Annotated in this window: 14 protein-coding genes; 7 read left to right on the forward strand and 7 right to left on the reverse strand. The window is 54.2% G+C overall.

From position 1 onward, the window contains the following. The first annotated feature begins 31 nt into the window (after positions 1-31). The 5 genes from ACR0DL_RS17860 to ACR0DL_RS17880 all read left to right on the forward strand — a co-directional run bounded on the left by ACR0DL_RS17860 (position 32) and on the right by ACR0DL_RS17880 (position 6,721). Complete coding sequence (locus tag ACR0DL_RS17860; protein ID WP_480690563.1) at positions 32-991, forward strand: Bug family tripartite tricarboxylate transporter substrate binding protein; 960 nt, start codon at positions 32-34, stop codon at positions 989-991. Positions 992-1,049: 58 nt separating this feature from the next. Beyond that, entirely contained in the window at positions 1,050-2,471 is a 1,422-nt protein-coding gene (gene sauS / locus ACR0DL_RS17865; RefSeq protein WP_170362686.1) for an acylating sulfoacetaldehyde dehydrogenase, read from the forward strand. Beyond that, the gene (locus ACR0DL_RS17870) at positions 2,468-3,979 is read left to right on the forward strand and encodes an AMP-binding protein (RefSeq protein WP_480690566.1); all 1,512 of its coding nucleotides are present in this window, start codon (positions 2,468-2,470) and stop codon (positions 3,977-3,979) included. The genes sauS and ACR0DL_RS17870 overlap by 4 nt, the downstream gene beginning before the upstream one ends. A gap of 1,077 nt (positions 3,980-5,056) precedes the next feature. Further along, complete coding sequence (locus ACR0DL_RS17875; protein WP_480690605.1) at positions 5,057-5,734, forward strand: M48 family metalloprotease; 678 nt, start codon at positions 5,057-5,059, stop codon at positions 5,732-5,734. A gap of 276 nt (positions 5,735-6,010) precedes the next feature. Then, positions 6,011-6,721, forward strand: coding sequence for a glutathione S-transferase N-terminal domain-containing protein (locus ACR0DL_RS17880; RefSeq protein ID WP_480690607.1), 711 nt, complete (start codon positions 6,011-6,013; stop codon positions 6,719-6,721). Here the strand turns inward: ACR0DL_RS17880 and ACR0DL_RS17885 are convergent. The 3 genes from ACR0DL_RS17885 to ACR0DL_RS17895 all read right to left on the reverse strand — a co-directional run bounded on the left by ACR0DL_RS17885 (position 6,718) and on the right by ACR0DL_RS17895 (position 9,503). Continuing rightward, positions 6,718-8,295 (reverse strand): GMC oxidoreductase, encoded by a 1,578-nt coding sequence (locus ACR0DL_RS17885; RefSeq protein ID WP_480690568.1) that lies wholly within the window; start codon positions 8,293-8,295, stop codon positions 6,718-6,720. The genes ACR0DL_RS17880 and ACR0DL_RS17885 overlap by 4 nt on opposite strands. Before the next feature lie 42 nt (positions 8,296-8,337). Beyond that, complete coding sequence (locus ACR0DL_RS17890) at positions 8,338-8,889, reverse strand: gluconate 2-dehydrogenase subunit 3 family protein (protein WP_480690570.1); 552 nt, start codon at positions 8,887-8,889, stop codon at positions 8,338-8,340. A gap of 92 nt (positions 8,890-8,981) precedes the next feature. Beyond that, the gene (locus ACR0DL_RS17895) at positions 8,982-9,503 is read right to left on the reverse strand and encodes an antibiotic biosynthesis monooxygenase (protein WP_480690572.1); all 522 of its coding nucleotides are present in this window, start codon (positions 9,501-9,503) and stop codon (positions 8,982-8,984) included. Here ACR0DL_RS17895 and ACR0DL_RS17900 point away from each other — a divergent pair. Further along, positions 9,480-9,908: a PaaI family thioesterase gene (locus ACR0DL_RS17900; RefSeq protein WP_480690574.1), complete on the forward strand. Its 429-nt coding sequence runs from the start codon at positions 9,480-9,482 to the stop codon at positions 9,906-9,908. The two genes, ACR0DL_RS17895 and ACR0DL_RS17900, sit on opposite strands and share 24 nt — an antisense overlap. 305 nt (positions 9,909-10,213) lie before the next feature. Here ACR0DL_RS17900 and ACR0DL_RS17905 read toward each other — a convergent pair whose 3' ends face one another. Continuing rightward, positions 10,214-11,002, reverse strand: coding sequence for a class I SAM-dependent methyltransferase (locus ACR0DL_RS17905; RefSeq protein WP_480690576.1), 789 nt, complete (start codon positions 11,000-11,002; stop codon positions 10,214-10,216). 141 nt (positions 11,003-11,143) lie between these two features. On the opposite strand from ACR0DL_RS17905, the gene ACR0DL_RS17910 reads away from it, so the two are divergent. Continuing rightward, complete coding sequence (locus ACR0DL_RS17910) at positions 11,144-12,034, forward strand: DMT family transporter (RefSeq protein ID WP_170351253.1); 891 nt, start codon at positions 11,144-11,146, stop codon at positions 12,032-12,034. A 29-nt stretch (positions 12,035-12,063) separates the two neighbouring features. On the opposite strand, the gene ACR0DL_RS17915 is transcribed toward ACR0DL_RS17910, so the two are convergent. The 3 genes from ACR0DL_RS17915 to ACR0DL_RS17925 all read right to left on the reverse strand — a co-directional run bounded on the left by ACR0DL_RS17915 (position 12,064) and on the right by ACR0DL_RS17925 (position 14,877). Next, positions 12,064-13,233, reverse strand: coding sequence for a cupin domain-containing protein (locus ACR0DL_RS17915; RefSeq protein ID WP_480690578.1), 1,170 nt, complete (start codon positions 13,231-13,233; stop codon positions 12,064-12,066). 404 nt (positions 13,234-13,637) lie between these two features. Further along, positions 13,638-14,291 carry a fructose-6-phosphate aldolase gene (fsa, locus tag ACR0DL_RS17920; RefSeq protein ID WP_480690580.1) on the reverse strand — a complete coding sequence of 218 codons (654 nt, stop codon included), beginning with the start codon at positions 14,289-14,291 and terminating at the stop codon, positions 13,638-13,640. Between the two features lie 97 nt (positions 14,292-14,388). After that, positions 14,389-14,877 carry a nucleoside/nucleotide kinase family protein gene (locus ACR0DL_RS17925; RefSeq protein WP_480639096.1) on the reverse strand — a complete coding sequence of 163 codons (489 nt, stop codon included), beginning with the start codon at positions 14,875-14,877 and terminating at the stop codon, positions 14,389-14,391. Positions 14,878-15,039 lie beyond the last annotated feature (162 nt).

Genomic DNA, 15,039 nt, shown 5'->3' on the forward strand with positions numbered 1-15,039 from the left:
CGGGTGAACCAAATCAGGGAGGAAACGCAAAATGAAACGATTGATCGCAGGGGCCGCACTGGTTCTGGCTGGCCTGACAGGCCAGGCAATGGCCGAGGAATACCCGGAACGACCACTGATGATGATGGTCAGCTATGGGGCCGGAGGTGCAACCGACTTTCAGGCGCGGATCGTCACAATGACGGCCGGGAACGAGGATGCGCTGGGAATGCCCATTGCCATCATCAACAAACCCGGCGCAGGTGGTCGCGTTGGCTGGAACTGGTTTGCCACGCAGGCCGACCCGGACGGTTATACTTTGGCCGCCTACAACGTTCCCCACTTCATCGCCCAATCGATCAAGGGCGGCGTCGAATACTCGACCGACAGCTTTGAGCCCATCGCCAATTGGGGGGCCGATCCTGCTGTGTTCGTGGTTGGTGCGGACAGTGAATTCAATTCAATGCAGGATGTTGTCGCCTTTGCGAAGGAAAACCCCGGCAAACTGACCGTTTCGGGTGCAGGATTGTTTGTAGGCCACCACATTGCTGCACTGCAACTCGACAAGGCCGCCGGGACCAAAATGGCCTATATCCCGACCAAAGGTGGCGGGGCCGCAGCAATGAAAGCGGTGATCGCGGGCGAAGTCATGGGCGGCATCAACAACCTGTCTGACGCGTTCCGCGCCCAAGAGGCGGGTAACGTCAAAATCCTGGGCGTCGCCGATCTGGAACGCAACGCCTTCCTGCCGGATGTTCCGACGATGATGGAACAGGGGCTCGAGGTCGACAATTCGTCGGTCAACTTCCGGGGTGTGATGGTGCCCAAAGGAACTCCGCCGGAGGTTATCGAGAAACTGGCTGCCACCGTGCCCGAGATGTTCGCCAATTCCCGCGTCGCCAAAAAGATGGAGGCAGGCGGTTCGCCAATGCACATCATGACACGGGACGAAGTGATCCAAATGTGGGCTCAACGCCAACAGACACTGAACGAATTGCTGGCCGGCCTCTGATCCGGCGATCATAGCGGGGCGGAACGGGTCCGCCCCGAACAACCATTCGAGGACCGAGATGAACGCTCAGGACGGGATTTCCCCCGAAATTGCTGAAATAGATCGTATTGTCGCACGCGCGCGAAAAGCTCAGGCGGCTTTTGAAGCCGGTGCTAGCCAGTCGCTTTACGACAAAGCGGCACTGGCGGCGGGCTGGGCCATCATGGAACCGACGCGCAATCGGGCGCTTGCCGAGGTAGCCGTCGAAACCACCGGACTGGGCAATGTGCCCGACAAGATCACAAAGAACCACCGCAAGACACTTGGCCTGTTGCGGGATATCGCGAGCGTTAAAACCCAGGGCATTATCAGCGATGATCCGGCCACCGGAATTACCGAGATTGCCCGGCCGATCGGGGTCATTGGCGCGGTCGTCCCTTCGACCAACCCTGCCGCCACACCCGCGAACAACATCATCAATGCTCTCAAGGGTGGCAATTCCATCGTGGTGGCACCGTCGCCCAAGGGCGTGGCCTCTTGTGAGCTGCTGGTGGGTTACATCCACGCTGAGTTTGACAAACTGGGGCTGGATTGTGATCTGGTCCAGATGATCGCAGCGCCTGGGTCAAAGGCTAAAACCCAGCGGCTGATGGAGACCGTTGATCGGGTGATCTGCACTGGCAGTCAAAACAACGTCCAGCGCGCGCAGTCCTGCGGCACGCCTGCAGTGGCGGTTGGCGCTGGCAACGTAACTGTGATTGTCGACGAAACCGCCGACCTGCAAGATGCCGCAGCCAAGATCGCGGCGTCTAAATGTTTCGACAATGCAACGTCCTGCTCTTCCGAGAATGCTTTGGTCGTGGTGGATGCGGTTTATGACGCCTTCGTCGCCGCGATGGCGACCGAAGGCGGCGTTCTGGTACCGTCTTCGGAAACAGACGGTATCATCGCGCGGCTCTGGCCTGACGGTCACCTCAACCGGTCCGTTATCGCGCAGGACGCCGACAAGATGCTAGACGCCTTGGGGATGGCAGGCAAAGTCCCTGAAGGAACCAAGTTTCTTGCGGTTGAGACCGACGGTATCGGCGCGGATCATCCTTTGTCGGGCGAAAAACTCAGCCGGGTTCTGGCACTCTATCGCGCAGCGGATTTCGACGACGCTAGGGAAATTGCAACCCGAATTCTGGCGCATCAAGGGGCGGGGCATTCGGTTGGCATTCATACGAATGACGATGCGCGTGCCATCGGTATGGGGCGTGATCTGCCCACCTGCCGGGTGATCGTTAATCAAGCACATACCTTTGCCACTGGCGGCAGCTTTACCAACGGGATGCCTTTTTCGCTGTCGATGGGCTGCGGCAGCTGGGGCGAGAACTCAATCGACACCAATCTGCACTGGCGTCACTTCGTCCAGACCACGAAAATTGTGCGTGAGACGCCGCCGCGCGAACCCGGGCTTGATGAGATTTTCGGCGCCTACTGGTCGGAGGTCGGACAATGACCAACCCGCCCGAAGGCACCATCCGTGATTGGCTGGACTACCGTGCGATCCAAGGTGGGACCGGCTTCGTCTTCCCGGACGGCGCGGCGGACCTGACTTGGAGCGAGTTGCGCGAAACCGCGCGTCGTGTTGCCGTCATGTTGACCGATCTCGGCGTGGAGAAAGGCGAAAGTGTCGCCATCCTCTACCCAAATTGTCGCGAAGCGTTGGAGGTTCTGTTCGGCGTTCTCTATGGCGGATTTCGGGCAACGATGATCAACCTCGTCGCCGGAGACAGCGCCGTTACCTATGCTCTGGAGCACAGCGATGCACGTTATGGGTTCGTGCATTCCGACCAAACGGACCTGTTTGCCCGAACAGCCGATCAGGCAGCAATTACAGCGCTGCATGTATCAAACGCCAAAGACACCGGCAGCAACCTGCATGGCATCTCATCAAGCAGTCATGCGCTGTTGATGTACACTTCGGGGACGACCGGGCGTCCTAAGGGTGTGGTTCACACTCACGCCAGCTTGTTGGCGGGCGGTTGGACAACTGCGGTCGCGCACCAATTGACTGACGCTGACCGTGGGTTTTGCGTCTTACCGATCTACCACATAAACGGGCTGTGCGTGACGGTCATGGGAACATTGGTATCGGGCGGTTCGCTGGCCATGTGCGAAAAGTTTTCGGCCAGCAGATTCTGGGACAATCTTGGCAAGGTCGGCGCAACTTGGTTCTCGGTGGTACCAACCATCATTTCTCATCTGCTGCACTCGGACACCAGTCCGGATGCCAATACCCGACAGCGCGTACGCTTCGGACGATCCGCATCTTCAGCATTGGCGCCGGACGTTCAGCGCAGTTTTGAAAACCGCTTCGAAATTCCGATCATAGAAACGATGGGCCTGACTGAGACGGCGGCGCAGATTCTGTCGAACCCGCTGCCTCCGGGTGTTCGTAAGATCGGGTCGCCCGGGGTTGCCTTTGGAAACGAAGCGGCAATCCTGGACGCCAGTCTTCAACCTGTGCCGCGCGGAACCGAAGGCGAATTGGTCATTCGTGGTCCCAATGTGATGCTGGAATACCTCAAGGACTCCCGCGCGACGTCGGGAACGTTTACGGTTGATGGCTGGTTGCGCACCGGCGACCTCGCGCGCATGGACAAGGACGGATATGTTTTTGTAACAGGACGCTTGAAAGAGTTGATCATCAAAGGCGGTGAGAACATCGCGCCGCGTGAGATCGATGAAGCGCTTTATTCCCACCCAGACGTTGTCGAAGCGGCAGCTTTCGCACGCCCCTGCGCCAGCTATGGTGAAACCGTAGAAGCCGCTGTTGCAATTCGCGAGGGGTCTCAAGTGACCTCTATGGATCTATCGAAAATTTGCGAAGCGCAGGTCGGCCGGTTCAAATCGCCCGATCGCGTTCATTTTCTGCTGGAACTGCCAAAAGGGCCATCTGGGAAAATCCAACGAAACCGCATACTTGAGATCGTTAACGAGAGAGCTGGTGACCCAACTACCTGAACATCCGCGACATCGTTAATTAGATTATCCAGTGTTCGCGCTGGCGAAGCCGCGCTGCAGCATCAACAGAGTTGTCACTTGATCACATTGAACCTCAGTCCCAGCTTGTAATCAGTGACTTCGTTTCGATTGGCTGATACCGAAGATGGCAACTCTTTTTTATTTTTCGCGTAAGAATGTGTAAATTGTTTCTGTGGCTTCGAAAGTGGACCTGATCCAGAAGCTTCTCAAGGGCATCGAAACCGGTGATGCGGCAGCTGCGGCTGTCGCAAGCGAGGTACGCAATATGACCCGAGGCTGCGGCCGACAAGTCGCTGTCGAAACATTCAAAAAGCGCAAAATTCTTAAGGTGTTGAATTCAATGGGAGGCGAGTCTCAATAATTCGGTTCCATTATTTACGTACTCCAAAAATTCTTGTCGGACCACCTGATTGGTGAGACAATCTCTTCCGGCTTCGGTCGCTTGTTCGCCATGTGGTTCCTCCATTTTCTTTACCATAGCGGCGGACCACTTCAGAGGGGGAGGATCAACACTAAGTCAGCTTGATATCGGCGGTAGGAGATACTGTTGAGCAGCCCCATCTGACTGGTCCAAGTTTCCCAGACGTTGATTTTCCGGATTTAAACTGCATCCCAAAAGCGTTACGACACAAACCTGATATTCAATAGCGCTTAGTGTTGCCAATTGAGTTAACCTTATAGGAGTAGTTGTTTTTCTTAGTCTGAGATCATTCGATCTCTCCGAAAAACGCCGCAAAACAGATAGGTTTCAAGCCGTGGTGCCGCGGGAATGGCGGCTGTTTATGTGTCGATCAACAAGGTTTAGGTCGTTAGCGAGGAGGCCGTGGGCTAGTTGGCTGTTCGTTTCAACGCCATTTACGGCGCTCACCATTCTGGCGACAGCTGAATCGGCCTGCGACTACAGACAATCTCCGCTGTTATTGAATAACAATTCACACAAGCTCTATTATCGGATTTGGATGTTGGCTTATCGAAGACTATGGCCTCTTTTTCTGTGTTTTGAATTGCTAGAAAGATGCTTTTATGAAGCGAGCTGTATTGGCAATATCTATTTTGATGTTGGCGGGATGCGTATCAACCAACCCTCCTCCATCTGCACCTATCCCAAACCCCGGTCGCGCAAGCGCCCCCGTCAGTTCACAGCAGGCACAAGTAAGGTTTCGGCAGGTCGCCGCACGGATAGAACCCGTGGCAGAGCGAGAATGCCGCCGCCGTACTCGGGGAGTGAATTGCGATTTCTTGATCCGCATTGATCCAAACAAAAAAGCACCCTCAAACGCATATCAGAGCTTAAGTAAGTCGGGGCGCCCGGTGATCACAATGACCCAAGCGCTGACACGAAGTGTGAACAATACCGATGAACTTGCATTTGTAATGGCGCATGAAGCCGCTCACCACATTCAAGGGCATTTGGCGCGTCGCGCTCAAAATGCGGCGGCTGGTGCAGTAATTTTGGCTGGTCTGGCAACAATTGCCGGGACCGGGCCGAATGATATTGCCGCTGCACAAGATCTTGGAGCGTTTGTCGGCGGGCGCAGCTATTCAAAGAGCTTTGAATTGGAAGCTGATCAACTAGGCACGGTAATAGCCCATAAAGCGGGCTATGATCCACTCAAAGGTGCGCTGTACTTCGCGCGAGTTCCTGATCCTGGTGATCGTTTTCTGGGCACACATCCTCCCAACGCACAAAGGTATCATGCGGTTCAAGCTACGATGACTCAGATTGGCGGCTGATTCATTAGGTCAATAGGTAGTCGCAGAGTCACAATGCTAAAGTTCGTGCAAGCCTTGATACCGCAGTTTCAGTGAATGGCCGCTTCGACAGTGTGCGCCGCGGCACCAGTGGGCAAAGCTAATGTCGGCTCAGAGCCGAATGATGGCGTGGCGGCTGCTCAACTGCGGTTGCGGACAGCCATTAACCAGGACTCCCTTGCGCGAACATAACGCAAAAGCAGCCTCAGTCGTTTCTGGCAATGTGATAGACTGCCGTGAGACAGAATGGGCCCCAACATGATATTGCACGAGAACAAGCGCAGGCTCTTTGAAGTTGTTGGTGAAAATCCAAAAGCCCATTTGAGTCCGTACTGCTGGCGCAGTCGCATGTCGCTGGCGCATAAACAACTAAGTTTTGACTCAGAGCCATGGCACATAACCGAAAAGCAACGGATCGCAAGATCCGGGGGTGTGACGGCGCCGGTTCTGGTGGATGGCAATCAGTGGGTCCGGGACAGTTGGTGCATTGCGTCTTATCTGGATGACACCTATCCGGGCCATCCACTGTTTGCCAGCCCATCCGACAAGGCAAAGTCGCTATTCGTCAATCACTGGGCAGACAACACGCTGCACCCTCTGATCTTTCGTGCTGTCATAGCGGAGCAATTTCCCCTGACGGCGAAGTGCGACAAGGATTACTATCGTGAACGAACCCTGCGCAAATTCGGCCAGACCGTCGAAGAAATCGGAGCTGACCCTGAATCCGCACGTCACGCGATCAAACAAGCACTGATCCCGCTTGAGGTAACTCTCGCCGAAACGCCGTTCCTGGGCGGCGTAGCACCAGATTATTCGGACTATATATTGTTCGGTACATTCCAGTGGCCCCGGGTTGTCAGTCTGACGACATTCTGGCCACCAGAGAGTGCTCTGCACCGTTGGTTCGAAGAACTGCTCGGCGCATTCGATGGAATGGGGCGGGCACAACTCCCGCGCAGCGCTCTTTAGGGCAGTAACTCTGATCGATGGGTGCGAATATAATCTGCCGTGCGAAACACCAACGCAGCCAGCGTAGCCGTCGGGTTGATGGCGCCGGGCGTTGGAAACAGGCTTGCGCCGGCGACAAACAGATTGTCGATCTCATGCACCTGCCCATATGAATTCGTGACCGATGCCGATGCATCGTCGCCCATGATTGTTCCGCCCATCATATGCATAGGATTTCGCGGGCCAGCCCAGGCATCAGTAACCCCCGCCGCATTGAAGATACGGAGACCCTCGGCCCTGGCCAAATCTGATCTGGAGGCATTTGCCTGTGAAAGAGAGTTTTGCACATGGGCTTGCGGTAACCCATATCGATCTTTTTTTGATGCATCGAGCGTGACACGGTTTTCCGCAATACTATCTTCCTCGCACAACACTGTCATATTACCATAGTGCAAACTGGCTTGACGCAAATATGCGTCCAGAGCCTCGCCGTACAATTCGGGTTTGGCCAGAGCAGTTCCCAACAGATCGTTGGGTTTTGCAGCCTGCCCGACAAGCCAGGCGCGGCTGCCAAAGGAACCCTTTGCCGGTTGCTTGTCCTCATAGCCATCCAGGCAGAGCGTATTTGCACCGGACACACCCGAATGCGGTTCCGTTTCCTGCGAGAAAAGCCCGTGGATGGTCGTGAGGGCATGGGACGTGAAATAGCGCCCCAATGCCCCGCTGCCATTGCCCAGCCCATCGGGATGTTTGTCGCTGGACGACAACAGCAGCAGCCGTGCATTCCAGATCGTGTGACACGCCGAGATGATAATGCCTGCGGGTTGCAGGTTTTCCCGACCCTGCTCATCGACATATAAGACTGCGGTTGCCTTAGATCCCGCAGGGTCAGTTTCAATTCGTGCAACATAGGCGTTGTGGCGTAGATCAACCCCAGCTTTTCGGGCCCGTGGCCATTGCAGGACTAGTGGATTTGCCAACGCCCCGATTGGGCAGCCCGCGTCGCACCAGCCGTCAAGCAGGCATCCTGACCGGCCATCATAGGGAACGGAGTTTACTGCCAATGTGTTTGTCGTGAGTTTCAGCCCTTCGGCTTCAAACCCGGGCTTGATGGCCTGTGACTGTTTGGAGATTGAAATGGCAGGCATGGGATAGGCCTCGCCGGGCGGCGCATTAGTATCTTCATCGCCAGAAACGCCAAAATAAGACTGCGCACGGTCATACCATGGCCGCAGGTCTTCATAATCAATGGGCCAGTCCAGACTGCGCCCGTACAAGGATTTGACGTGAAAGTCGTCCGGATGCAGCCGGTACCAATTTGCGTACCAATGCAAACCGGCCCCGCCGGTCCCCCAACCCATGGCGAAGTTTGCGGCCCCCACAAGATCGCCTGACTCCCGGACCTCCGGCCCTGCCCATCTGAGCCGCCGGGACCAGATCTGCGAGCTGATCATATCCGAAAGCTGGCGCTCCGGCCCGGCTTCCAGGACCAGCACGGTGAACCCCGCCTCACCCAGCTCCGCCGCCATCGTGCTGCCGGCGATGCCAGAGCCGATGATCACGACTTCGACCTTATCATGTGAGATTCTGGTCATTGGTTCTCTGTGTTTTGGGTTTCTCCTAGGTTAGCAGAATTGCTACCAAGGCCGGGGTGGCGGAATATGCGCGAGATAAGGAATATTCAGATCCGCAAATCCCGCCTGCGTGCCATAAACAACATCCACCGCGTCGCTGCGTGAAATGAAATAAAAGAAATTCGGATCTGGATCGGTCCAGACTTGCATCTTCGAGGCTATCGCAGCCTCAACCAATTCCAGTCGGTTACCGGCATCCGCCCGTGCAAAGGACAAACCAAACCGGTGCAGGCATTCTTTTTCAATGCCCAAGATCCCATTGCGGTAAAATCCTGCCATGTCGCTGGCATCAAGGTATCTGAGAAGTAACAAGGACGCGCCCTGATCTCCTGCGAGGTTTTCGTCGACAAACCTAGCGACCCCGGCCTGGTCTGCGCCGGACACGATCGCCGCGCACCAGGCTGCCAGAGTCTCTACTTCGGCTGCCGTGAGTACCTTGTAGCTTGTGTTTTCGACGGTCTTTGCCTCCGCGTTTATGGAAAGGCTACGCATTACGATGTTTGCCCAGAACGTGGTCGGGATCACACGAGTCAAAAAGCGTCGTCTTCCCATCATTCGACCTGTCTCCACCTATTGCAAACAGATGCCCTGATCACCGGGCTGGGCCCACCTTATCAGTTTCCGTTCAATCCGTCATACACGTCTAACTACCGGCGAAATCCAAACTCGGTGTCAAAGATTGCGGGAGACATCCCATTGAACAGATCGCCCAGCTTTTCAAGCTCAGCTTGAGGGCCATGTAATTCGACCCCGGTGATCTCGACCAGCTGTTGCGTGAGCTCAAAGATGTGGTTGCCCAATTCCATATGGCGGATCACTGCATCGGCGTTGTCATAGTCTTCGCGGGATACAACTTTTCCACCGGCACCGAAACTGTAGGCTGACGCCAAATGGCCGGGTTCTAGCCTACGCAGTTCAATCATTTTGGAACAATTTTCTCTAAATGCCGCTGCATGTGATTCTAGGATCGTCATATAGCCAACGACAGTTACAATCTGCGGGACGGACACGGTAACTTCTCCTACAATCCGATTTTGAGTACACCACAAGAATAAGTGTATTCCGCCCGCAGGTAAAATGGTGGTGAGTACCCTAGTTCGGACACCAAGGAACACAGATGTATTCGTCCATGAGTAAAATCGTACATGCCTAACAAAAACATCCAGCACTGGTTACCACCTTACTCCCAATCTCTGGGTCTCGAACTGGTGTCCGTTTCAGTGGAGGAGGTGGTGGCGAAACTGCTCGTCCGAGAAGACATGGGCAACCGAAACGGGGTGATGCATGGTGGTGCGATCATGGGGGCGGCAGACTCCATAGGAGGAGTAGCTGCGGCAGTGAACCTTGACAAAGATGCCAGTACAACAACCCTGGAGAGCAAGACTAACTTCATCCGATCTGTGCGAATTGGCGACGAGATCACTTTGACCTGTATTCCCCTGCATCGCGGTCGAAAAACAATGGTTTGGCAGACCACGATTACCCGACCCGATGGCCGTACTGCGGCGATCTTGACCCAAACGCAACTCACTCTGGATTGGAAAGGTCAAACCGCCAGGTTCATAGCTGGCTGAGCTTGCAATCGGAAACCATAACTAGGATTTGTCCGTGATCTGTGAGTTCGGTGCTTTCATAATTCGCACGTGCAGTGAAAGTCAGCAAAGCGGGCTGCGCGCGCAGCAACTATGCACCTCACTGAGTGACCGCATTGGGCCGTACGTAAGGCCTGTGTGATGTGGGGCAGGGGGCAATGCTGCACTGGCTCTGATGGCCGCCTTGAGCCCTAAGTACCACATTCTGCATATTGCACGGATGGCGCTTGCTTCAAAATAGCAGACATCCACAAGTGTTTTTTACTGAGGATAAGTTGCCCCTCGGGTTAGGTCATCGGTCGCCGCGCACTGGTGACCATGAAGCCTGGTCCGGCCGTCCAAGCTTCGGGGTTACGGATGATCGAAAGTGCTTCGGTCAGCATGCCTTCGGTCATAAAACCGCCACCGATCAATTTAGGCGCCAATGTTGCCAATGTTAGTGACCAGGTCTGCGCTTCAGCCGCTCCTGCGGTATTTCCGGAGAGATTTAAAATGGGCTGGATGTGCCGTGCATCAATTTCCGTAAAGCCCGTATTGGCAAGAAAGCCCGGCAACGTTGCACCAAATTCTAAATTCCACCCTTGAGATGCGGTGAATTCGAGATACGCGGTCCAGAACGTAGCCCAAAAACGGCTCGGACCGGAAGCAACTCGCCTGAAGTCCATTTCAGTAACAACAAATGCGCCGCCGGGTTTGAGCGACTTCAGGATCGCTGACAAAACCTCTGTTCGGGTCGGTAAAAAGCACAACACCGCGCGACAGTGAACCAGATCATACAATTCTGAACCAAGCTCATCGGCTCGCAGATCGATCTCCTCTAGGGCTATGTTGGGTAAGGTGTTTTCTTTCACGGACGACACGTCCAGATCGCTGGCGATGACTTTTGCGTGGGGCAATGTCTCGGCCAGCCAGATCGCGACGCTTCCGCGCCCGGCACCTATATCCAGACAATGCGCATTCTCTGGAAGGGTCAGTCTTTCAATTGTTGCAAAGGTATCGGGGTCGTGCGCATGTGACATGCGATCAAGCCGCTCGGCCTCAGTCGGCAATGTGTGAGGTAATAGATCTTCGTACATCTGGTGCCTCCCATTTCTATCCAGAAAATACACTGTATTCACGCATGTTAATACCCGGGCGCACGGTCTCCCTGCTTGTGGTAGGATTGGTTGACTTGATGTTCTTGTGGTGAATCACGTGTTCGAAAAAGCGCATTCGTCATGAACAGGCCTGTTGCCCTCGACTATCTGTTATTAGTCGGGATCAGCCTGATTTGGGGGTCTCAGTTTGTTCTGAACGAACTGGCCATTCAGAGTTTTTCGCCGTTGGTCGTGGCGACCGGGCGGGTGCTGATCGGATTTGTCACCCTGACGATCATCGCCGCTGTGATGTACGGACGTTCAGCGGGATCTTCGATAAAAGTCGGCAGACAGCCTTGGTCGCTTTACTGTGCAATCGCGGTAGCTGAAGCAATCTTGCCGTGCTTTCTGATCCCCTGGGGGCAGCAACACGTCGACAGCAGTATTGCTGCCATCCTCCTTGCCACAGTGCCAATCTTTACCCTGATACTGGCCCCGTTTTTCGTGAAAGACGAGCATTGGAGTTTGATCGCAGCGCTGAGTGTCGCTGTCGGCTTTGTAGGGATTCTGGTTCTGATCGTTCCAAGTATCAAAGGGAGCTGGCTGGCGGACATAATCGGCGAACTGGCGATCCTGGGCGGCGCACTGAGTTTCTCGGCAAGCCTGATCATGATGAAACATCTGTCAAACGTGCCACCTGTTCTTGCGATGCGAAACGTCTTTATGATCGCGTCCGCAGTACTGGTGGTTTTGACGTTGATCCTCAGTTCCGCGTGGAAGCCGGACCCGTCGTGGCAAAGCGTAACAGCGCTGGCAGGCCTAGGCGTCTTTTGTGGCGGCATAGCCTATGTTCTGTTCATCTATATGGTTGGTCGAACCGGCCCGACCTTTACTGCCCTTTCCGGTTATCTGATCACGCTGGTAGGCGTTTTCATCGGCATTGCGTTTCTTGGAGAGCGACTACAGGCGAATGACATCCTTGCGCTTATTCTGATCGTCGCGGCGCTGATCATTGGCAAGTTCAAGTCTTAGTATGCCGCCATTGTACGTTTGCCTTGTACCTACCTTGGAGCGATGAAGACGTCCTGCTTCGGGAGTTTTTCGACAACATCCAGTTTCTGATCAAAATGCGCGGCAAGCAGGTAGTTGGGATTACCTGCAATCCATTCTGAAAGGTCGATTGCCTGATACTCACCGGTGTTAAACGCGATCAGTATTCGGGCTTTTTCCTCACCAGCATTTTCAATCGAATGCCCATAGCCCTGAGGAATATATCCCACATCCCCCTTGTTTAGAGATTCTGTGGCGAAGCGGCCGTTTGCACCAAATATGGTAATTCCGATGCTACCGCTCATTACGTATTGCCATTCATCCGCGTTCGGGTGCCAGTGGAACTCCCTCATCCCCTTGGGCTCAAGTTCCAAAACCACGCCCGTTACCGTGGTTGAGATGGGAAATTCCGATTGGCTGACCAGCCATTCTCGACCGCCTGCGAAAGAAGAATCCGGCTCCTGGTCGAGCAGCCTGTATTTATGCGTATTCCGAGGTGTTGCCAGATGCCCCTGATGAGGCAAAGCAGGTTCTTCCGGCGGCGGGTCGCCGTGAACGAAATAAACTTCGTTCTTGGGAAAAGAGTCAAACGCTGCTGCGGGCAAGCCAAGGGATTTTGACAACAGGTCTTTCGGCGCGTGGCCAATCCAGTCCGTGATGCTGAATGTACCGAATTCAGAGAAATACCCATTGTCGAATATCAGAATGAAGTGGCAGGGCTGGTTGCCCAGACACTGTATGGAATGCCCGTAACCACGCGGGAAATACCATACGTCACCTGGTTCAAAATCGTTCGTTTCGGATTTTCCAGCCGGGTTGATGACTGTTGTTCGGCATCGCCCCTCCATGACAAATGCCCATTCCGCAGCAGTGGCGTGCCAGTGCAATTCACGGGCGACACCGGGTTCCAGTTTCATTGAGACACCGGCGATTCCCGTTGAAACCGGAAGTTGGCGCACGGTGGCTTCTTTTCCGAAACTGCCACCGTCTTCACGCCCTTTGGATTTTTCCAGTTCAAACTTGAAGTTTGGAAGCTCTTGCTTGGAAAGTTCTGGATCAGGAACATTGTTCCAAAATGGGCCCGATGGAAACTCTGCGGCTGAAACTTGCATCGCAGCAGTTCCCCCGAGACCCGTTGCTGCGGCTGCTTTAAAGAATTCTCGCCTGGATGAACTAACCATATTGGCCTCCTAATTCTCGGGGAGTAGTCTCAAAAGTGTGACACAGGATATTTGGCTCTCTAAACTTGCCACAAATTGTTTGGCACGGTCGAATAGCGAGACACCCGTGCCATCTCATCTTCTATGTGTAATCACCAGCGTAGCTATGCTTTAGATGACGCAAAGCACGGGAAGTGGACCTTTGCTGCGGCCGCACCAAAATCTCCCGTCACTTCAGAAAGCGGACGTTGAAGATTTAGATCGTTGCCGTTGTGTTTATGCCACCACTGAAGCGTAGTGCCGGCAATTTTCCGAACAACTCGACTTTCTAATCACTTAAGGTAACCTGTAATTGAGGTTTTAATTCCCCGACACACAGCCGTTCAGTGTTCGGTGCCTTCTGTCTCAGGCAAAATGACCCTCCATTACAGAATCGATTGCCCGGTCGACTTCCAATCATTGAGAAACTGCTCAATGCCGGTGTCGGTTAGCGGATGCCTGACTAATTTGCGGATAACGGACGGGGGGATCGTGGCTATGTCTGATCCGGCCAAGGCCGCCTCTGTAATATGATTGGGGCTTCTGATGGATGCTGCAATGATTTCAGTTTCAAAACAATAGGTGTCGAAGATGCTTCGGATATCACGGATGAGATCGGCTCCGTCTAGATTGATGTCATCCAATCTGCCAACGAAAGGTGATACATAGGTCGCGCCCGCCTTTGCCGCCAAAAGAGCCTGATTGGGTGTGAAGCAAAGCGTGACGTTTGTTCTAATACCCTGCCTCTTGAAATGAGCACTGGCTCTCAGGCCATCCAAGGTCAGCGGCAGTTTGATAACCACGTTGTCTGCGATCGCCGAGAGGTACTCTCCCTCCGCAATCATTCCTGCGGCATCTAAAGCTGCGACTTCTGCCGATACGGGCGTATCTGTCAGAGTGCAAATTTCAGCAATGACTTCTTTGAAATCGCGGCCAGACTTGGCGACCAGGCTTGGATTCGTGGTAACACCGTCCAGCAGTCCAAAGTCTATCAGGTCTTTGATGTCGTTTACTTCTGCGGTGTCCACGAAGAACTTCATAAGCTTCCCTCATCGTGTATGGGATGATGTTAATTGCACTGAAAAACGCCAGGACGAGTTAGTATCAACGGATCGCTTCTGCGTCGGTTGAGCCGGATCAAAACGCGTAACGCATACCGAATTCGGTGTAATTCTGGTTTAATGTCAGATCGGCCTTCCTGCTCTCTCTGATGACAAGTTCAGCATTGGGCAGATCATTCGTTGTGGCGCGTTGCAGCGCGGATTTTGGGTCAAAGCCATGCATAATCCAGCGGCGTTGCAGCCTGCTTTTAAGCTCCTCTAAAGTTGGGCTGACAAATACTGTTGCGGCATAGACATCTGCCAATGTTCTCCACGGGTCGCTATCCATCAGAAGGTAGTTTCCCTCAACGACGATAGTCGGAGTTTCTGGGTGAACAGCAATCGCGCCTGCAATGGCCAGATCCATTTGGCGGTCGAATTTGGGGTGAAAGGACTCATGTCGGGCCGACTGCAGTCCTCTGATTGCCTTGCAAAACCCAACTCCGTCGAAGGTTTCTGGTGTCCCTTTTTTTTCCAACAAACTACGCGTCTCAAGTACCCGATTGTCCAGATGATAGCCGTCCATGGGTACCAGCGTGGCTAACGGAACCGCAGAACTCTGATGTGCGTTCAGTGATTGCACAACGTTATCTGCCAGCGTCGACTTACCGGATGCAGGGGGGCCGGCGATTGCGACAATCGTCCGAACCCCAACTTGCCTCCGGGACGAGATCAGGTCGCAAACGCG

Source organism: Ruegeria sp. BB5 (assembly GCF_056539405.1).